General features: G+C 44.3%; 10 protein-coding genes. 1 reads left to right on the top strand and 9 read right to left on the bottom strand.

Annotated features, from left to right (window positions below; translation table 11 throughout):
- Together ODOSP_RS01480 and ODOSP_RS01475 are read right to left on the bottom strand one after the other, a co-directional pair.
- On the bottom strand, window positions 1-4,875 hold the full coding sequence (locus ODOSP_RS01480; protein WP_041556254.1) for a RecQ family ATP-dependent DNA helicase: 4,875 nt from the start codon (window positions 4,873-4,875) through the stop codon (window positions 1-3).
- Window positions 4,876-5,122: 247 nt separating this feature from the next.
- The gene (locus tag ODOSP_RS01475; protein WP_228026227.1) at window positions 5,123-6,313 is read right to left on the bottom strand and encodes an acyloxyacyl hydrolase; all 1,191 of its coding nucleotides are present in this window, start codon (window positions 6,311-6,313) and stop codon (window positions 5,123-5,125) included.
- Window positions 6,314-6,864: 551 nt separating this feature from the next.
- Between ODOSP_RS01475 and ODOSP_RS01470 the strand changes: the two genes are divergently transcribed.
- Window positions 6,865-9,600, top strand: coding sequence for a GH92 family glycosyl hydrolase (locus ODOSP_RS01470; RefSeq protein ID WP_013610644.1), 2,736 nt, complete (start codon window positions 6,865-6,867; stop codon window positions 9,598-9,600).
- A 103-nt stretch (window positions 9,601-9,703) separates the two neighbouring features.
- Here the strand turns inward: ODOSP_RS01470 and ODOSP_RS01465 are convergent, their stop codons facing one another.
- The 7 genes from ODOSP_RS01465 to ODOSP_RS01435 all read right to left on the bottom strand — a co-directional run bounded on the left by ODOSP_RS01465 (window position 9,704) and on the right by ODOSP_RS01435 (window position 22,581).
- Complete coding sequence (locus ODOSP_RS01465) at window positions 9,704-10,258, bottom strand: RNA polymerase sigma-70 factor (protein ID WP_013610643.1); 555 nt, start codon at window positions 10,256-10,258, stop codon at window positions 9,704-9,706.
- 121 nt (window positions 10,259-10,379) lie between these two features.
- The gene (locus ODOSP_RS01460) at window positions 10,380-10,955 is read right to left on the bottom strand and encodes a thymidine kinase (protein WP_013610642.1); all 576 of its coding nucleotides are present in this window, start codon (window positions 10,953-10,955) and stop codon (window positions 10,380-10,382) included.
- Between the two features lie 316 nt (window positions 10,956-11,271).
- Window positions 11,272-15,516 (bottom strand): alpha-glucan family phosphorylase, encoded by a 4,245-nt coding sequence (gene glgP, locus ODOSP_RS01455; protein ID WP_041556252.1) that lies wholly within the window; start codon window positions 15,514-15,516, stop codon window positions 11,272-11,274.
- A 324-nt stretch (window positions 15,517-15,840) separates the two neighbouring features.
- Window positions 15,841-17,172, bottom strand: a complete 1,332-nt coding sequence (locus tag ODOSP_RS01450; RefSeq protein WP_013610640.1) for a glycoside hydrolase family 57 protein — start codon at window positions 17,170-17,172, stop codon at window positions 15,841-15,843.
- A gap of 27 nt (window positions 17,173-17,199) precedes the next feature.
- Complete coding sequence (locus ODOSP_RS01445; RefSeq protein ID WP_013610639.1) at window positions 17,200-18,486, bottom strand: glycosyltransferase family 4 protein; 1,287 nt, start codon at window positions 18,484-18,486, stop codon at window positions 17,200-17,202.
- 111 nt (window positions 18,487-18,597) lie between these two features.
- A complete protein-coding gene (locus ODOSP_RS01440) occupies window positions 18,598-20,553 on the bottom strand; it encodes an amylo-alpha-1,6-glucosidase (protein ID WP_013610638.1) in 1,956 nt (651 codons plus the stop codon).
- A 21-nt stretch (window positions 20,554-20,574) separates the two neighbouring features.
- Window positions 20,575-22,581, bottom strand: coding sequence for an alpha-amylase family glycosyl hydrolase (locus ODOSP_RS01435; protein WP_013610637.1), 2,007 nt, complete (start codon window positions 22,579-22,581; stop codon window positions 20,575-20,577).
- Window positions 22,582-22,713 lie beyond the last annotated feature (132 nt).

Here is a 22,713-nt window from a genome sequence, read left to right as displayed (position 1 = left end):
TTAGGATATAATAGTATTCAGTAATAAATCAGGCAACAGAACAGCAGTTTCCGGTTCGTCTTTCGGTGCATCCTTAGGCTTCCATGCCACGATGAACCGAACGGATGCAGATTTTACTTCATAGCCTCTTTCTTTCCATTCCGACAAGGTTTTCTGCATGTTTTGTGACAACTTCGCCACCGGTTTATGGGTCAAAGTGTCGTACAAAATGGAATCTTTATACTTCAAAACATCTCCTCCCCTTAAGGTCAGTACCTCCTGCTTAAGTTCCTTAAAGAATCTCAGATTGACATCTTTATGAGAAAGTTGCAGCACTACTTCTTCAGGCATAATATACTCTTCCGGGTCAATAAGATACTCATCTGCACTTACCTGATTAAAGTTGTCCCCATTCGTATGTACAAACAGCCGATTTTTTGCACGAGTCATCCCCACATAGTACCGACGCATCAACTGATCATCTTTCACATAATGGTCAGCAATGAGCATATATACGTCATCAAACTCTCTCCCCTTGGCTTTATGAATGGTCGATACCACAACGTCTGCTCCCGAAGTATCGCAGAAATCTTCCACCGACGACTCAAATACAAATTCTTTGAAGTCGCTAACGTATTTTGTTTTATTGGTTTGTTCAAACAGCTCTACACAACGCTTCACATACGCCAGACTCTGGCTTCTATCGTAAGCGGAAAAGGTAGCATGTTTTGCATTTTCCCATAATTCTTCAGGGATCAGAGGTGTTTTCACCCGTTTGTCTATATACCTCAGAAAATACCTCATTTCGACCATGTTCCAAAAGAGGAAACCGTCCATCGATTGTATCAGCTTGCTGTCAATCCCCCATTTCCGCAAAAGAGCCATCAAAATTACAGCCTCTTCATTTGTCTGGGTGAGTACACACATAGTTCCATTCCCGCGATAGCGAACCAATTCCTTTACAAGCGGCTGATACATATATTTTGATTCATGACGTGTCACCCTCACCCAACCGTCCTCTTTTCTCATCGAGATAATCGGCGTGCTTTTCATTCTTTTACCCAAGACTTTCACAAATTTGTTGGTGAAATCTACCAGATGGCGCGCACTGCGATAATTCTCGGTCATCTCGATAAACTTACTGCCAGGCTCTTGTGCTAACCGATACATGTAGCCGGAATCCGATCCACGAAACTCATAAATATTCTGGTCATCATCCCCCACCGCTATCACACGCATTTCCTCATTATTAGCCATAAGAGCCTTCACTAATGCATGTTCTGCAACACCCATATCCTGAGCTTCATCTATGACCAACACTGTTTTACCGATTTTGTTGGGTTCCACCTCCCCCTGATTTATCATCACGGCAGCTTTGGCAACAACGTCCCTAACTGCTTCAAGGTTACCTATCCGCCCCATGAGATCAAAGCAATAAGAATGAAATGTCTTTATCTCGACAAAGTGGGCAGCGTTACCTATCAATTCCATGAGTCTCTGTTTGAACTCTGTAGCGGCTGCTCTTGAAAATGTCAACATCAAAAGTTGCTCGTGCTTTACATCTTCGAGTAATAAAAGGGATGCGAGTTTGTGAACCAACACACGTGTTTTTCCACTGCCGGGACCTGCTGCGACAACAATACAACGAGAATCCTTGTCGGAAATAATCTCCATCTGGCATTTAGACAACTGACCGAACAATTGTCGATATTTCTTCGGCGTCAGATTACGCTGTATTTCATTTACCCTGTCCCCTTTGAAATATTTCGTGATAAATTTCTTATAGTCCATCTGAAAATAGTCCCGCACATATTGCAAAGCTGCATTATAATTTTTCACCATTAAATTGGCATACTCACCTACGATATGAACTTGCTGAATCTTCTGCTTGTAGAATTCATTCAGCATTCGGTAGTCATCCAACTTATATCTCGATTTATTGTCCTTTATTCTTTGGATATCCATGGCGTTATAAAGAACCAAAAAACCGCCTTCAAGTTTGAGCGCACCGATTTTTGAGAGATACAAAAGCGCCTCCTCCACCTCTTCCAACTGTACATTGTCGAGTTTAGTGAACAAGGAGTGAGGACCTGATATTATCTGATTAAGAAGTTCTACCACAGAGAATTGAACTATCTGTTTTTCCGAATTTCCTTTTCTCGTAGCAGCAACTAATTGATATAACCACTCCAGAGTTAAACGACTAATTTCCAATCGTTTTTCAAAACGATTAAGGGTTGTTTCCCCATCTGTCTGACGGCTGATTTCCATATTGCGGAGGGCATCTTCTTTTTTACGGATATATCCCTTGATGGCAAGGAAGTAGAGCAGTGTCCGGATATCCTTTTCCCTGGAGGTATCGATTCCGTCGTTCATCGCATCCTCATTCAGCTGCTTGCAGGATATCCGTAAAGCTTCGTCAGGAATACGGTTAAGGATGTATTTTTCAAGTTTTGCAAAACGTTCGAGGAGGATCGTTGATTTTCGTTTCGAGTCACCGGCATCCAGCAAATAGGCAGATATATCCTTACTATCTGCCAATATACCTTCCTGGCGCATTCGCTCCACAATCGATACGACTTCCTTCTTACTTAGCCCCAAAATATCTGCCAGATAATCCACCCGCGATTCTGCCTCTGCATCCTGAGCCTTGGCAATATACTTCTGTGAAATCAGTGACCTAATAATTCGGACAGTCTTTTCTATTTCATCCCTGCCAAATAACTGTGACTTTGATATACGCACCCTCGCTTCATCCATGTTTCTCACCATGATGCCTGTAGCATATACCCGAGGCACATTGTTTCCTCTTATCAGGTATCCACTTTGTTCCAAAGCTGCTAAAGCTGTCCGTACACGGGTTTCGATGTCGGATACCGAATCGTCCCATCCTGCCTGCCGGGCTATTTCCAATGCAGAACAACTCACTCTCATACGTCGCCGGGTAAGGTCTTTTACAGCTTTCCACACCTGCTGTATTTCGCTGATACTTAGCTTTGTCTGATTCAATAATATAAAATGCTTATCCAAATCATTGTCACCATAAAGCACATAGCAACGGGCACTGAGGTTAGGGTCGCGACCGGCTCTCCCTGCCTCCTGCACATAATTCTCCAGAGAATCCGAAATATCGTAGTGCACCACCAAACCGACATCTTTCTTATCGACTCCCATGCCAAAAGCTGATGTGGCCACAATGATGCGAACCTGGTCATTCATAAATGCATCCTGGTTGTCAATCTTTTCGTCAGTTTCCATCTTGCCATTGAAAGGCAATGCCTTATAACCGTCACGAGTTAATTTGTTAGCCAGTTCTTTCGTACGTCTGGTACGGGATACATAAACGATGGTCGAACAATCAGATTCAGCCACCAGTCCCCTTAGTTTTAAATATTTATCATCATCCGTTTCAGCATGGATGACAGAGTAATGCAGATTGATCCTTGAGGCCGTCGATGCAAACAACCGCAAATCCAAATTCAACGTTTGCTTGAAATAGTCACAAATGTCCTGCACTACTTTCTGTTTAGCCGTAGCAGTGAAACAGGATACCGGTATCGGATTTCTACTTCCTTTCTTTTGCTGGTATTCCTGGATAAATTTTCCTATATAGAGATAATCCACCCGGAAATCCTGTCCCCATGAAGAAAAACAATGTGCTTCGTCTATCACAAATCTCACAATATGACGTGCCAACAATATTCTCTCGATAGTTTTAGAGCGAAGCATTTCCGGAGATATATACAGAAGTGAGGCTTCCCCATCCTGTACTCTTTGTATGACCAGTGCTCTGGTAATGGGGTCCAACAAACCGTTAATGGTTACCGCATCGGTAATACCTCTATCGGCAAGGTTATCTACTTGGTCCTTCATCAGCGACTGCAAAGGGGAGATCACAACCGTAAGCCCATGCACAGCACTGCCGGCCATGAGTGCGGGCAGTTGGAAAGTAAGCGATTTTCCTCCACCAGTAGGAAATATCGCTAATAACGACATGCCTTTCACCGCTGCCTGAGCGGCTTGTTCCTGGAGTGGTTCTCCTTCATATGTCCGGAATTGTTCATACCCAAAGAATGCTTTTAAATTATAAAGCACGTTCAGTTGGGTATTACAGTAATCACAACCTTCCTTACAACTGGTATGACGCAGGAGTTTTAGCACAAATTCCACTTTAGGATAATGGTGAAGTACCCATCCGGGAGTAACGGAACGTTGGTCGGTCGTGTCGATCAGAGCCAATGCGTATGCCAATTCGCAAGGATATTCTTTGACCAGCATAACAAGGTCTGCATGCCCACAAATTTTCCCCTTGTAAAGGTCCCTTATTACTTCGGTCAATCCCTCATTGAGATACTCTGCCCCTACCATACTGAGAAATCCTTCAAATTCTTTCTTGTCCTTTAGCAGCGAGGCAAATAGTCTGCATTTTCCCTCCGGAAACGACTTCCAGCGTGCTATTTCGTCCAACAGTAAATCTTTGGCTTTTTCGCAATCATTCACCGGATTATTTATCTGTTCGCTCATGAGTTTGTCGTCTTTCAACAGCCTATGGAATGGGCGTTCCGGGAATAATAGCGGTGAGATGTAAAGTGTATCGACTAAAAGCCAACGACATGTTTTATCCGTGAACAAATATTTAGCATCGTGATGAATAATATTGTGACCACAAATATAATCTACGTCACTAAAAAATTCAAAAAGTTCCTCTTTCGAAACTTTATGATATACTGCACCATCATAGCGAAGTGCCCCAATATCATGAATTTTGTAATCCTCCAAACCAATTTCAACATCTACTATGGCATAACGTAGGGCATTATATTGTACAGATATTTTCTTATTACTGATGGAATCCTCAGCATTTCTGAGTCCTATAAACCTGTTCCATATTGACATGTATTCTATATAATAAGTTGTTTTATGATATGGATTTATTATAAAACCAACATGTTTTTCTATTGTTGTCCGGATACAATAATCCAGTTTCACTTACAAAGTTAAGTGATAAAACAAAGAAAATTGTTAAAGTTGCCAATTTCTTTTTAGTTCATCATTAACTATCGAGAAAAAATCTAATCTATAATCAGGAGCAATTTTTACGATAGTTTTCAGTTATGCGATAACAATGGTCCCGGGTAAAAATTTAAAATGCGGCATATTTACTGTTGAAACGGAAACCGATTCCCAACATCAGGAAATTGGGGTCGTGAAATTTCTGGAGGTTATAACCCACATGTAAAAAAGTATCCCGTGACATGGCTATTTTCAAAGTCAACATTTGATAAAAAGCCCTCAGATCGCCTTTTCCGATAAAATTAGTACCCATACCGATCCCTACGGTAAAAAAAGGCATGACATACTCTACCCGCCCCGACATGCCCAGGGCAAATTGATTATAAAGAGCAGGCCGCCTGATTTGTGACTTATCGATGTCTCCATATACCTCATCGGAAAGATACAAATTTGCACTTCCATCATATACTCCATCCAAAGAAACACCTAGCCGAAGTTTATAGTCGACGTTATACATAGGGGCAAAATTAAATCCAAAAACCGGATAAGACTCGGGTAACGGATATTGCCCCTCCTGCATCCAGATTCCTTTCCGCCGCCATGAACCGAAAAATACAAAATCATAACTGACATGCCGCTGAAAAGGAGGAATATGATAAGAAGCGGCTGCATGTAAAGAGGTCAGATCTTCTTTCCGGTAAAAATTATATTCTACACCGAGTTTTCCCCCAAGGGTATTCACCCCTGCATTGGGGAAATTTGTATTTCCATTTGAAAAATGGGTCAAAGTGACTCCCGAAGTCAGACTTAAACGGGGAGAAAGTGCCCAACGCAGATAAAAATTAACATTGAGATAAGCATTGATCTTCGATCCCACCATCTTATTGTAAGAATTATACTGTTCATCATAGGGTTTCCAGCCGCCAGACAATCCGAAATTCCATTCGTAGTTAAACGACAACCACGGACAAATCCGGGCGATACGTGCTCCCTGAAACAGATAAAAGGCAACAGGATTACCGATTTGCCGGGATTCTCCAAACGAATAACAGCCCAATCCGATTCCCTGATAAACATTCCCATAAATCCGATCGTAAATACTTCCGGGCTGATAATGAAGCGCATATTTAAAATGAGTAGAAAAAGCTCCGCGAATCAGTTTCCGCTCCGGATTTTCTCCCCTCAAAAAAGGATGAGTAGGAAAAACATATTCGGGTCTTGCTTCTACTCCCAGGCCATGAACGAACCGACGGGGCAGCCTATTAGCCAAACTATCCTCCGTCTGCCCGAAAACGGACGCAACCACCCCAACCATCACCATACCCGACAAAACGATAACTTTCTGAATCCGCCCAACCTTATTCATATATCAATCCTGATTTCATAGGTAAGTCTTCACTATTTTTAATGCACGCAAATATAGTAATAGCAGTCCAATATAATCCCCCCTGCACCATTAAATTTTGACAGTTATATACATATTTACACTTACAAACGTAGGTTTAATTTTTTCTTTCTATTCCGATTCCGGGTTTTATCCCGTCAGACCGGTTCGTCTGGAACGGTCCGGTAAGGAGTTCCTTCACCGACGAACGGAGTGAGGAGTTCCGCCGGTCAGTGAAAGAAAAAGCCAGACGACCGACAGAAGCGACCGGGTCTCCAAACACGAACACCGGAGACGAATAAGTAACGAACCTACGTTTATTAGTGTAAATATGTATATAATTGTCTAATAAAATTCAGAAAAGAGACACGTTAATTTGTGAAATATACAAAAAGAATTCATTTTTTCAAAAAAAAACAGTATGTTTGCACATATCATAATATGTATATACATATATAATTTAAACTATCGGCTGAAAATAACAAAATATGAAAAGAATAATCGGATTATTTCTCGTCGCCCTTATTCCGCTATATGTATCCGCCGGCCCCGACAATATCGCTCCTGCAGCAAAAGTAAAAGCATCTTCTTCGGTACCCGGTTATGAATGCCAGCACGTTACAGACGGTATTATCTGCATTCAGGATCAGGGAGAATGGGCTTCCAACAGCAGCGTTTCATTTTACGGCTCGATCGACTATCCCTGGCTAGAACTCGAATGGGATACCCCACGGAGTATCGATCGCATCCATTTGTATGACAGACCTTCACAACAAATTCATACAGCAGGTATTACCATTCATTTCGATGACGGTAGCCGACTGCCTGTCAACACTATTCCCAACGACGGGACAGCTAAAGTCGTCGAATTCGCCCCCAAAACCACCAAACGCCTGAGATTCGAAGTCACCGACGGTGACGGACCTACCCTGGGACTTTCGGAAATAGAAGTCTTCCCCTCTCCTCAGGATTACCCGGATTATGTTTCTTATGTCGATCCCTATATCGAATCGGCCCGTGGACGCTATTTCTTTTTTGTAACCGGCAGCAGGCCTTTCGGCATGTTAAGTGCGGCACCGATGACCCGGAATAAAAATCAATACGGAGGAGGTTATAATTACAATTCGACAGAAATCTTAGGATTCCCTCAGGTGCATTGCTGGATGCTTTCCGGTATCACTCTCATGCCTGCCACCGGTGATATCGATCCCACCAAGGGCGAACAAGGTTGGAAATCCCGATTCTCTCATAACGAAGAACTTGTACAACCGGGTTACCACCGTGTATTCCTGAACGATTACAAACTTTGGGTAGAACAAACCTGTACCGACCGGGTCGGTTTCTACCGGATGAAATATACCGAAGACTGCCTTTCGAATACACTCCTCAATCTGGGCGGATTTACAGGTACTTCGACGATGACCGATGCCGAAGTCCGGCAGACGGGCCCGGCAGAACTGGAAGGTTCTGTCAGTACAGTCGGAAGATTATGGGGTGGTCCTGAAGAAGTGAAGATCTACTTTGTCATGCATTTCGATAAACCTTTCGACCGGCTCGACAGTTGGGACGATTCTCTGACGACCAAAGCTGTCACCGGATTAAAGGTCAATTCCCAAGCCACACCACGAAATGCCGGGATGACCTATTATGACGCACCTACAGCAGGGATTCAAGCCCTCCATCGGCTCAAGAAAGGAGAAGAACTTCAAGTAAAGATCGCAATCTCATATACCAATATCGAAAATGCCCGTCACAATTTAGCACATGAATGTGCCCATTGGGATTTCGATGCCATACGCCGGGATGCCCGCCGTGAATGGGAAGAAACCTTATCCAGGATCCAGGTTCAGGGAGGCGATGCCCATCAGCGTATAAAATTCTATACCGATCTGTGGCATGTCCTGTTGGGACGCCATAAATTAGACGATGTTTCAGGAGATTATCCGGATCGTACAGGCCAGGAATTTATTATCCGTACCCTCCCTAAAAACACAACGGGAGAATCAAAATTTCATATGTACAACTCGGATGCTTTCTGGCTGACCCAATGGAACCTGAATATACTTTGGGGACTTGCCTGGCCTTCGGTATTGGATGATTTCGCCGCCTGTCTGATACAATATGCCGATAATGGCGGATTATTACCCCGGGGGCCATGCGGAGGAGGTTATTCCCGGATTATGACGGGGTGTCCGGCAACCAACCTGATCGTATCGGCTTACATGAAAGGACTTTTGAAGAAGACCGAAGCCCGGCACGCTTTCACTGTGATGAAACGTAACCATATGCCGGGAGGAATGCTCGGAATCGATGATTTCTATCTCGAAAACGGTTATTATGCCGACAATGCAGGTATCACTATCGAAGCAAATTTTCAGGATTGGGCTCTCTCGCAAATGGCACAGCAGCTGGACTACCCAGAAGAAGCCACTTATTTTCTGAAACGCTCCCAAGGCTGGAAACAACTTTTCGACCCTGAAAAAAAACTGATCTTCCCCAAAGACCGTCAAGGTAACTGGAAGCACCGGAATCCGTTGAGCGGTGACGGCTGGGTCGAAGCCAACGCCTGGCAAGCCACCTGGTCGGTATCACACGGCATCCCGGATCTGATCGAACTAATGGGAGGAAAAGACGTATTATGCGATAAATTGAATTATGCTTTCGAACAAGCTGCCGACGATGACTTTGTATACGGTTATTCGGGAGGCTACATCAGCTATGCCAACCAACCCGGAGTGTCCAACGCCCACGTATTCAGCTGGGCCGGTAAGCCTTGGCTGACACAATACTGGGTCAGAAGAGTCAGAGCACAAGCTTACGGAGCAGTCACTCCCGACAGAGGATACGGCGGGCATGACGAAGATCAGGGACAGATGGGAGGTATCAGCGCACTGATGGCTATCGGGCTATTTAGCCTGACAGGAAATGTGGATCAGAATCCCTCTTATGAAATCACTTCTCCGATTTTCGACCGGATCGAAATCACACTCGACGATCGTTATTATGAAAAAGGAAAATTCGTCATTCAAACCTATCATAATTCGGCCGGCAACTGTTACATCCGACAAGCACGTCTCAACGGAAAACCGTTACACGACTTCCGTTTTTCCCATGCCGACTTTAGTAAAGGAGGACTATTGGAATTATGGATGGGGCCTGAACCGGCAAAAAAATGGGGAATTTTCCCCAAAAAACGCAGTCCTCGACCAGTGAATCAAAGATAGGAACTTTTCAATTCTCACATAAAAAAACAGATGTTTATTATTCTTAAATATAGCACCGACAGATTTTATAAACTCAATATAAAACAGCTATCTGAACAGACAATTACAACAGAAATAACAAAACCGAATCTTTTAACTTTTCACGCAAATACTTGAATCCCCGGTTCTTTTGGGTTTTTACCGTATTAATACTGATTCCGAGCAGATCGGCAATCTCATTTCCCGAATGTCCCTGAATACTCATCAAAAGTATTTTTTTTCTTTCTTCGGGCAGATCTTCTATATAGACATAGAGTTGGCGGATCAATTCTTCCCGTACGGTTAAAGCGAATTGTTCGTCGGGTAATTCAACCTCCTCCGCTACCATCTTACGTAAAATATTCTGACGGGAAGCCTGGGTACGAAGATGGAACAGGGCATTGTTGTAGGTCGAGCGATATAAATACCAGGTCAATTCTTTGATATCCGGAAAGGTCCGGTCGGAATTCCAGATCCTGATCAAAGTATCCTGAACGATATCCTGAGCCGTATCGGAATCTTTTACAATACCATCGGCATATGAACAAAGGGCTGCATAATAAGAGGCATACAGCGTTTCCCACGCTTTTAAATCCTTTTGATTTACCCCTCTTAATATTTCCTGTTCATTTAGCGCCATCCACTTTCTTTCTGTTTGTTTCCGAAAACAAAAATAAAGGATATTTATAAATATAATTAAAACAAGGGATTATTTTATAGAAAACATTTTTTCTGTCCCCCATTTTCGGCAGCCCAACCGGTTATTGGTGCTCTTTTTTCATTAATTCGTTAAAACAATGCCGGCATATCGGTTCATAATCGTGCTTTTCTCCCAGCATCACCAATTTATCATTATCCGACAGACGATGGGAATGATGGGCCAAATTCCCGCAACGGACACAGATCGCATGTACTTTCGTCACATATTCGGCCACAGCCATCAAATCAGGCATCGGCCCGAAAGGTTTACCGGTATAATCCATATCCAGCCCAGCGACTATTACGCGGATACCGTTATCTGCCAATGTTTTACATACCGACACTATATTAGAATCAAAAAATTGGGCTTCATCGATTCCGACGACATCGACATCTCCGGTCAATAACAAAATATTACCCGAATTTTCCACCGGCGTACAACGAATCGTATTCGCGTCATGCGATACCACATCTTCATCCGAATAACGCACATCGATTTTCGGTTTAAATATTTCCACCTTTTGCCGGGCAAACTGTGCCCGCTTCAACCGCCGGATCAACTCTTCCGTCTTACCGGAAAACATAGAACCGCAAACCACCTCTATCCAACCGGCCCGATTAGTACTCTCCAAAAACATCCCTGATTCATTTTTAGTCGTGCAAAAGTATAAAATTAAGGGATTCCGGGACGGTTCTTTCTGTCAAAATTTACCGGCATCTGCTAAGTTGCCGGAATAGGGGAATTTATAAAGCCAATGGTTCCAACGGATGCTTTTTACGGTCGCTGAAACGAACGATCGGGAAGGACGGTTTAGCGAACAAAAGGGATTTAGAAGTTTCTGACTTTTCAGACGAAATAAAAAGTTACAAAGGTTACAAAGATGGCTCAACCTCTGCCCCCTCGTAACTCTTGTAACCTTTTTAACTTTAATAACTGAAAAAAGAACGATCAGCTTACAGCCATTTTACCAAAGCAAAGTCCTGGCGATGGGGCAGTAATTCGCTTTTCGGGTAGATACGGATGGCCAGCATCAGCAATCCCGGAGAGTCGGCAGTCACATCGATGCGGTATCTGGCCACACTACCCACTTGTTCAACAGGGATAAAATCGTGTTTTTCGCGGATAACCTGGCGTCCGTCTTTCTGTTCGGCAGCCACCAATTCAACTCCCACTTCATGCATACTGAGTTCGCCGATCTCGAGTTTCACCTCTCCGTAATAAGATTTCCCCAAAGCGATGATCTGTTTGGAACGATTGGGCAGGTCCAATCCGACTAACTCGATATTATCCCATTCGCGGGAAATTTTCTTTTTCCATTCGGCAATTTCTGCCGCCATGGCGAAATCATTTTCGATCATCTTCTGATAGCGGGCAGACATCGGAACATAATATTGTTTTTCATAATCTTCCAGCATCCGGTTGGTCGTAAAATTCGAAGCCACCCTGGCAATAGTATTTTTGATATAGCTGATCCATTTAGGTGATAATCCGTTAGCATCCCGTTCGTAGAACAGAGGAGCGATCTCATCGTCGATAATGTTATATATCATTTCAGAATCCAATTCATCCTGCATGGCCTGATTTTCGAAAGTTCTTTCCATCGGCAGCATCCATCCGGCATCTTTACGATATCCTTCGACCCACCAGCCGTCGAGCACGGAGAAATGCATAACACCGTTCATAGCAGCCTTTTCGCCACTGGTACCCGAAGCTTCCTGAGGCCGGGTCGGCGTATTCATCCAGACATCAACCCCTTGTACCAATTTCTTGGCCAGATCCATATCATAGTTAGGCAGAAAGATGATCTTACCCAGGAATTGCGGATATTTGGATACCTCGACAATCCGTTTGATCAGGTCCTGTCCGGCTTTATCGGCAGGATGGGCTTTCCCGGCAAAGATAAACTGCACCGGATGTTTGGGGTTATTGACGATTTCATCCAGGCGTTCGAGGTTACGGAACAACAGGTGAGCCCTCTTGTAGGTAGCGAAACGCCGGGCAAAACCTATGGTCAGAATATCGTCCCGCAAAGTTTCACGGATCTGAATCACCTGCCGGGGAGTGAAATAAGAGGCAGCCACCTCGTCTTTCAGCAATTCTTTTACATGATCGATCAGGCGCTTACGCAATTTGGTACGCACCTCATATACGACAGCATCGGGAACGGTATAGATTTGTTCGAAACATTTCTTATCGTAATGATGATTCTTAAAATCTTCACCGAACAAAGATTCTTCTATTTTCTTCCATTCGGGAGCCGCCCAAGTCGGATAATGTACCCCGTTGGTCACATAACTGATGTGCAACTCCTCGGCCATATATCCCGGCCACATGCCTTTGAAAATCTCTTTACTCACTTCGCCGTGCAACCAGCTAACCCCATTCATTTCCTGAGCCAGATTAGCCGCAAGGAAGCTCATAGAGAATTTCTCATTCGGATCGGCGACATTGATTTTTCCTAATCCCAACAGCTGTTCCCAGGAGATTTTCAGCCGATCGGCATAATGAGAGATGTAAGTACGCAGCATATTTTCCGAAAAGGCATCATGTCCTGCAGGTACAGGTGTATGAGTCGTAAACAAAGAAGATGCCCGCACCACTTCGATCGCTTCGGCAAAAGTCAGGCGTTCCTCGGTAATATATTCTTTCAATCTTTCCAGCCCGGTGAAAGCAGCATGTCCCTCATTGCAATGGTAAGTAGAAGCTTCGATACCCAGTTTTCGCAAGGCCTGAATACCTCCACACCCGAGCAAAAGTTCCTGTTTCAAGCGGTTTTCCCAATCTCCGCCATACAGATGGTGGGTGATACTCCGGTCTTCGGGCAAGTTATCTTCGAAATCGGTATCCAGCAGATAGAGCTCTATCCGGCCGACATCGACCCTCCAGATCCGGGCATATACATTCCGTCCCGGGAATACCAGACTGATGGTTTCCCAATTACCTTCCTTGTCACGTACCGGGGTTACGGCGATCTTCATAAAATCCTGAGCTTCGTATTCGGCTTCCTGATCACCCATAGCAGATAATTTCTGTGTGAAATAACCATAACGATACAATAAACCGACAGCCGTAATCTTCGTCCCTTTATCGCTGGCCTCTTTCAGGTAGTCACCGGCCAGGATTCCCAATCCTCCGGAATAGATCTTCAACGAAGTATGCAAACCATACTCCATACTGAAGTAAGCAACCCCATTCCCGGACATATGTTCTTTCGCTGCCATATAGGCTTTAAACTGAGCATATACTTCTTCAAGTTTATGCACGAAACCGGCATCATTTTCCAGTTCTTTATAACGAGCCAGGGAAATCGAATCCAACAACATGATCGGATTGTGACCGCAAGCCCTCCATTTATCGACATCGATCATCCGGAATAATTCACGAGCACCTTCATTCCAGGCCCACCAAAGGTTTTTGGATAATTCTTCCAGAGCGATCAGTTTTTCGGGAATAGAGCGATGGATCATCACACTGACCCAGCTGGGATTATTTACCGTGAGCTGTTTTTCGATATAAGATACCGATTCGTTCATATTGGCAGGCAGGTCTTTCAAGCGTTCGCTGACCTGGTTCAAAGCGATCGTATAAGCCTGTTTATAATAATTGATCAGATTATCCCAAAGTGCAATCCGGGAAACATCTTTGGCATTGTCCCGGTCTTTCTGCATTTCAGTTTCTCCGACCTGTGTATAATTTTTTACCCATTCGGCGATAGCCGTAGCCACATTGGACGCATCACCGTCTTCGCGGTGAATAACTTCTATACCGGGATGATTCATATTATAATGTTCTTTCACCCACAGTCCGAATCCGGCCAAAGTGGTCGTAATGGTAGGCACTTTAAACGCCAGACTTTCGAGCGGAGTATATCCCCAAGGCTCGTAATAAGACGGGAAAGCGGTCAGATCCATCCCCACCAGCAAATCATAGTAAGGCATATTGAATACCCCGTCATCTCCATTCAGATAACTGGGAACGAAGAAGATCTTCACTTTATCTTCCTCGGAATTACGCAATTTTTGTGCCCGGATACGGTTCATCACCGGATCGTTGGCACTATCGTTGAGATAATGTGTCAGATAAAGATCTGTAGAGGTAACGGCCTGATAAGGTAATTCCAGGTTATGCAGCAATTCCTTGTTTGCACCGGCATGTCCGGCAGGTACCAAAATAAAGGCCAACACCTCTTTACCGAGTCCGTTGTTACGATTCAATTGTCCCATGGCATCGATAAAGACATCGATTCCTTTGTTTTTAAACTCGTACCGTCCACTGATACCCAGGATCAAGGCGTCTTCGGCTACGGGACGCCCCAAAATCGCCTGTGCCACCTGAAGAAATTTTTCTCTTCCGGCCTTTCGTTTGTCTTCCCATTCGGCTTCGGAAGGCGTAAAGACATTCTCAAATCCATTGGGAGTAACCAGGTCTACTTCTTTATCCAGAAAATGAGCACATTCGGTAGCCGTGATCTCACTGACCGTAGTGAAACAATCGGCTTGATGTGCTGCGGTCTTCTCGAGAGACTGTTTGGAAATGACATTGAAACGACGTGCCAGTTCTTCGGGTACATAATTTTTCATCTCACTGTACAGGGGTAGATTATTCCCGGCTACACAACGGCCCAACACGGTGGCATGAGTGGTAAATACACATCCCACCTGAGGCATCGCACTTTTCAAATACAATAATCCGGCTCCCGTCATCCATTCGTGAAATTGGGCGATAATCCGCTGCCGGATAGAAGAATTAAAGCGAACGAAGCTCTCGATCACTTTCCCTGCTGCATATCCGAACAGGGCCGGTTCGATGTAATCCCATTGACCACTAATCGAATCGAGTTTATATTTTTCCCAAAAAGAAGCAAAAATTTCATCTTTCTGCGTAATGAACGTACTGAAATCAACCAGGATGACAATCGGTTTTCCAGCCACATTCCACCGTCCTACTTTAATACGCAAGCCTTCCTGGGCTGCTCTCTGCCGCCAGGACCTGAACAAACGGGGATCGTCGATAAATTCAGGATTCTGTTCGGTATAACGCCAGACATCGGGGCCGATTAAAATATGACTACTGCTGTATTCTTTTTCCATATTGAGGGCTTTGGTCGAAATCACCGTATGAATTCCCCCCACTTTATTACAAACTTCCCAACTTACTTCAAAAAGGTAAGCGGGATTCTTCAATTTATTGTTATCCATATTACTTTTGCGTGTGTTAAATGAGCCCCGAAGGTACATATTTTTATCCAAAAAGTTGATAATCAAAACCTAAAAAATCAAAATTCAGGAAATTCATTGTTCCTGCAATGCCTTTCCTGAATCGGTTTAGTTCATGAGCGATCAAGTTTATTAAGTCCCCGGACCTTGCGGGCACTTTTCTCTACGGCCGACCGGACCCGAAAGTCCCATAAAGAAGACGTCCGCAGGTTCTACACACTTTATGAACTTGAAGCAACGAAGGAGTAACCTGAAGAACTTTACGGACTAATTATACCGATCTTTTTCCGGCTTAGCCCGAAAAGCTTATTTCTTTTTGGTCGTCGTTCTTGCTTTTTTCTTCTCACTCCCGGTCTTTGGAGTTTCTTCCTTCGAAGTTTCCGGGGCTTCGATTACTTTCCGGGTTTCTTTCGGTTCTTTTTCTTCTTTCGGATGTCTTGTCTTCTTCCGGTCCGTTTCTTCTTCTACCCTCCGTATAAAATCGCTCAGCACATTCATATAATTTATAAATGCCTCGTAAGGAGTGTCGTAGGGAGTAAAATATTGGTGTATCGCTCCATCAGAAAATAGCTTGGTGCACATATAATAGAAATGGTCGCTAGCCTGTAAGCAATCGAAATCATGGGTAAGTACCGGATCTTTGAGCGCATTGACTTTATTTTTCATTTTATAAAGCTCCTCGAAAGCTTCATTCTGCAATTCATTTCCCAACCAGGCAGTGACATCCCGTTCTTCATCGGCCCATGAGATCGGGTAAGGGACATGCAAAGGAGCTACCGGTTGATGTTTTGCGGCAGCCTCTTTAGGAGTCAGAAATTCAAAATTGGTAGAAGCAAAAATCTGTGCCGGCAGAGCTGCTATAAAATCGAAAATCCCGGTATCGCCTCCCTGGTGTTCTCCCAAAGTTTCGTAGTCCATAAAAAGATTGACAATCTCTCCGTCGGCAGCATTCAGCCAGGAAGCATATTTATCGGCAGTCAGCGGCCATTGATCCCAACCTTTATCGGAAAAACGGAAAGCGATATCGTCGCTTAGTCTGAAATTTTTCAGCAACAGCTTCAATTTCGGATTAATCGAATTGGTATAGACATAATCCGGGCTCTTCCACCCCAGGATATGCCGTGCTCCTTCGGTCAGCATCGTTTTATATCCCATCCGGGCAACCATCTCACCGATCTCGTCGGAATAGATCAGTTCGGTATTCCGGAAAGTCACCGGTTTCACCCCGAATAATTCTTTCATCAGATCAGCATGTTGTTTCACCTGTTTTTTAAATTCGCCTTCATCCACCAGCGAAGCCAAGGAATGGGAATAAGTTTCGGCCAATATTTCGACACATCCGGTAGCCACCAATTCTTTAAAACTATCGATAACCTCAGGGGCATATTCACGGAATTGTTCGATAACCATTCCGGAGATAGAAAAGCTCACTTTAAAATTCTTTCCGTATTTCCGAATCAGCTCCAGCATCGTCCGGTTGGCCGGTAAATAGCAACGGTCGGCCACTTTACGGGTAATCGTACGATTGGCAAAATCGTCGTAATAATCGCTATTCTTGCCTATATCGAAAAAATGATATTTTCTTAAACGTATCGGTTGATGCACCTGGAAATACAAACACAACGTTTTCTTATCCATAGTAGTCATATTTTAATTGTTATTGTTTTATCTTTTTAATTCTTCGTAAATCGTTTTTAAGAGATACGCTGCATTTTCCCATTTTAAAGTATTCACCTCATTCAAGCCGTATTTAGCTGCAAATTCAGCTAATGCCGGATACGCCAGCAAAGCATAGATAGCATCCGCCAAGGCATCGACATCCCAAAAATCAACCTTGATCGCATGTTTCAACACTTCGGCCACTCCCGATTGTTTAGAGATAATCGTAGGTACCCCCGAGCGCATCGCTTCCAGCGGAGAAATCCCGAAAGGTTCGGATACCGAAGGCATCACGTAGACATCACTGTGGGCAAACATCTTTTGCACATCCTGGCCACGTAAAAAACCTGTAAAATGAAATTTCGTTGCAATCTTCAGTTTAGCCACCCTTCGGATCGAGCGGTTCATCATATCCCCGCTGCCTGCCATAACAAAACGTACATTCGGATAACGTTTCAGCACTTTATTCGCTGCCTCGATAAAATATTCGGGTCCTTTCTGATAAGTAATCCGTCCCAGGAAGGTCACGACCTTTTCTTTTACCCCTCTCTCGACTTCCATTTCGGAATACGACTGAAAATCAACGGCATTATGTACCGTCACCACTTTATCCGGATTGATCCCATAGCGGGTAATGACGATATTCCGGGTTAGATTACTGACGGTCACCACCCGATCGGCTTCCAGCATCCCCTGCCGTTCCAGGTTATAGACCGTTTGGTTCACATTCTCACCACTACGATCGAATTCAGTGGCATGTACGTGCACCACCAGAGGTTTTCCGGACACTCTTTTAGCAGCGATACCCGCAGCATAGGTCAACCAGTCGTGAGCATGGATCACATCGAACTGTTGTTGCCCTGCAATCGTAGCAGCAACCAGAGCATAACGAGCCACTTCTTCCATCAGATTAGCCCCGTATTTACCGGAAAATTGATATTTGTTTTTAAATTCAATCCGATTTTCTTCGCTTCCTTCCAGAACACACTTTTTCACCTCCCGGGTAAATGTCTCGGGATCCATATACGGCATCAGATTAGAGCCTACCTCCATAAAATCGATATTTTTCCAATATTCCTCCACATCATGGTATTGGTACAAAGACTCCACATCACTGGCGTTAATAATTTTGGCAGCACTCTGATCTTCATCACCGCTCGCTTTCGGCATGACGAAGAGCACTTCAACACCTTGTTTAGCCAATCCCCGGGTCAATCCCAGACATGCAGTTCCCAATCCTCCGGCAATATGAGGTGGAAACTCCCAGCCAAACATCAATACTCTAGTTTTCATATAATTATAATTAATTTTTTTTGCAATCGTGCGAAACCTTCGTTCCCCTTATCGTGTTTCCCTATCCGAAGTTTTCCACTTCATTCCTCTCGTCTGCCTCTTCCCCATCTGTCATCTATCATCTTTACAAAACTTCTCCAGCAAAGCCATACTTCTCAGAATCTCCCCCACACTCCAGGCTTGCGATATACACCCATTCGGAGTATAAGGAGGATTTCCGTCATAAATTTCCCCGATAGAACAAACTCCATACACAGTCATATCTTCTTCGAAATTGGCCAATAATTCGCGGGCTGTTTTCGCAAATTTTTTCCCATAAAGCCGGAAATTAGCTTCGATATAAGGTCCGAGCAGCCAAGGCCAAACCGTTCCCTGATGGTAAGCTCTGTCCCGGGTTGCCTGATCTCCTTCGTAGGTGCCTTCATAGGCCGGATTCTTAGGTGCCAGTGTCCGTAAGCCTTTCGGTGTCAGTAATTCGTTCTTCACGACATCGAGCACGCCATGTATCATCTCGTCCGACAACGGACTATATTCGAGCGAACAGGCGATGACTTGGTTCGGACGTACAAAAACATTCTGTCCGCCTCCATTGACAAAATCGGCCAAATAGCCTTTTTCTTCATTCCAGAATACTTTCAGGAAGCTTTCTTTTACTTTGTCAGGCATATCTTTCCACTCTTTCACGAACTTATTATCTCCGGCCTGCCCGGCCAGTTTCAGGGTGTAGCAAATAGCATTATACCAAAGAGCATTGATTTCCACCTGATAGCCTCCGCGTGGAGTAACCGGTACGCCATTGACAATGGCATCCATCCAGGTCAGTGCTTTTCCCGGTTCGTCGGCCCAGATCAGACCGTTATCCACCATCTTCACATATTCGTTGATTCCATCCCGGTAAGCTTTCAAAACGGCCTTCATCTTCGCCCCGTAGCTCTTCCAGACAGCAGCATCGTCCTGAACGGCTTCTCCATACTCTTGAACGGCTTTAAAAAACCACATCGGAGCATCGACCGAATTGTAGGAAGCATTTTTATCTTTACCGATATTCGGGAACAAACCGTTATTCAGCTGACGGATCATCGTGTCGAGAACTTCTTTACAAGTCCTGACATCATTCGCCGCAGCCAGGGTCACTCCCGGCAAAGCAATAAAGGTATCCCTTCCCCATCTTCCGAACCAGGGGTATCCTGCCATGATCTCGGTTTCTTTTCCTCTTCTCACGATAAACTGGGAAGCCGAATATTTCAGACAACTCACAAAGCTATTACGGGGAGCCCTGTTATCCAACAATTTCTGGAATTTGGTTTTCAACCGTCCGGTAGACACCGCATCGACAGAAGCAGAAAAAATCACACTTTCCCCTTTCTTTATCGGAAATTCGAAATACCCCGGTACGAACAAATCTTCCCTGAAATCATATCCCCGGTTTTGTTCTTCTATGTATTCGATGTTATAATACCAGTCGGGAGTAGCGATAAACTCGTTTTTCTTGCTGATTTGCATATTCAGGTATGGAAAACCATTATACAATTTGGAGCGGATCCCGTTTTCAACTTCCTGATATTTGGTATTGACCATCATATTCGCTTTCGACAAGCGATGGATATTCCGGTAAGCCAGGAACGGTTTCAATCTCAACGTCGTATCGGAATGGGCATCCAGCAAAGTATAACGGATCAGGACCTGAGGTTCGTTGTGTACCAGAATAATCTCTTTTTTGAGCTGTACGCCTCCCACCCGGTAAGTCAGGGTAAATACCGGTTCGTACTCGAAATCGACAATATATTTATGTCCCCGGGGTTCATAATTACCCGGATACTTATGGATACCCAAATTAAACTCACGTCCATGCTGGATGACCGTCTCGTCCAGGTTCGACAACAACACATGATTCTCCCCATCGAATTCTTCTATAGGCAATATCAGTAATCCGTGGTACTTCCGGGTATTACATCCGATAATAGTAGAAGACATATATCCTCCTGCCCGGTTTGTCGCCAACACTTCCCGCTTCAGTGAATATTCCAGATTCACCAATTCATCCTTATTAAATTTCAAATAAGCCATAATAACGTCTTTATATCTATTTTATTTTTTCATTTTAAGGTTTTCCTCCTGCAATTGCAGGACAACAGCCGTACGGGAAGGAATATAGAGACTCAACCAGTTTCGTCCTTCCCGGTAAAGGGTAAAATGTTCCAGCCCGTCATCGATCCGGTTAAAACCGGAGAACAACTGATTGTCGGTATCCAATACCGGCAAATATTTTCCCGCTTCCACCTCGAACCGATAGTCGGAGAATGAACTTTGGGGATTAAAATTAAAAACAAACAGATAAGCGCCTCTCCGGAAAACCAATATCTGTCTCTCATTATCTCTTACGACAGGCAGTGGGATAGGTTTAAAAAAGCCGTCTTTCTTTGCTAAAGAAATCATCGCTTTATCGAATTCGTTCAGAAAACGGAAACGCAAATCCTTGTCGTCTACCAGACTCCACAGCCGGCGGGCATGTTCGTAGCTCCAATTATTTCCTTCCCGGGGAAAATCGATCCATTCGGGATGGCCGAATTCATTCCCCATAAAATTCAGGTATCCGTCGCCGGCAGTGGCTATCGTCATCAGCCGGATCATTTTATGAAGTGCCATGCCCCGGTCGACCCGAAGGCTATGGTCGAAAACACTCATCGAAGTATAGATATCCTTGTCGACCAAACGGAAAAAGATGGTTTTATCCCCTACCATAGCCTGATCGTGACTTTCGGCATAACTGATGGTATGCTCTTCCGGACGTTTGTTGGTCAGTTCGTAAAACATATCCCCGACATGCCACTCCTCATCTTTTTTATCTTCGATCAATTTGATCCAATAATCCGGTACTCCCATGCTCATACGAAAATCGAAACCTAATCCTCCCTCGCCGACAGGCATCGCTAAACCCGGCATACCGCTCATATCTTCGGCAATCGTGATCACTTCCGGATTCACCTCATGGATCAACTTATTGGCTAAAGTCAGATAGGTAATCGCATCTTCATCCTGATTACCGTCGTAATAAAATTTGTATTCCGTAAAATCACGCCCTAAACCATGATCCCAATACAGCATACTGGTGATCCCATCGAAACGGAAGCCATCGAAATGAAATTCTTCCAGCCAATATTTACAATTCGACAACAAAAAACCGATCACTTCATTTTTTCCATAATCGAAGCAACGGGAATTCCACAATCGATGTTCACCCCGTTCACCAGGATAAAAATACTGGTTATAATCTCCGGCAAAACAACTCAATCCTTCGGCTTCATTCTTGACTGCATGAGAATGCACAAGATCCATGATCACACCGATACCGTATCCATGTGCCTCATCGATCAGACGTTTCAGGTCGTCGGGTGTTCCGAATCGGGAACTGACCGCATAAAAATTCGATACCTGATAGCCGAAAGAACCATAATAGGGATGTTCCTGAATCCCCATCAGCTGAATCATATTGTACCCCAAATCTACAATCCGGGGCAATACATAAGCCCGGAATTCATTAAACGTAGACACCCGGCGATTCTCCATGCTCATACCGATATGAGCTTCGTAAATCAAAGGATGCTCCCTTCTTCCTACACCGGAATAACGCCACCGGTAAACTTGTTCGGGTTGCCAGACCTGCGCTGAAAAAATTTTAGTCAGATCGTCCTGTACAACCCGGTTTACATACCCGGGAATCCGTTCACCTCCTCCTTCGGGCCACTCTACCCAGAACTTGTAATCCATCCCATGCCAGAGGGCTTCTTCGGGTAATTCCAATTCCCAAACCCCTCCCTCCAGCCGGTGGAAGCTAAAATTCTCCCTTCGTTGCCAGTCATTCGATTCTCCGATCAGATAAATCGCCGTAGCATGAGGAGCCCATTCCCGGAATACCCAACCTTTTCCAGGAAGCCGGTGCAAACCAAAATAAAGATGATTATTAAAAATATCGGCGAGTTTCTTTTTCCGGTTGGTAAATTCCAGCTCTTTCAGCACACTGCGTTCATGGCGACGCCGGATAACAGGAAGAAAAGGTTCCAGCAAAGGATCGTTGACTGTGATATCAAATTTCATTTCATACCGTTTAAAATATTCCCCCGGTAAAATATTCACACCTATTCATCCATCACTTAATACTATCGCACCTCCACTCCACACATTCTATTCATTAACTTCCTTTCACATCTCTGAAAATCTTGACGAAAG

Source organism: Odoribacter splanchnicus DSM 20712, assembly GCF_000190535.1.
In the GTDB taxonomy this organism is placed as follows: Bacteria; Bacteroidota; Bacteroidia; order Bacteroidales; family Marinifilaceae; genus Odoribacter; species Odoribacter splanchnicus.
The sequence above is the reverse complement of the archived record's forward strand: the minus strand, read 5'-3'. Positions and strand labels throughout refer to the sequence as shown.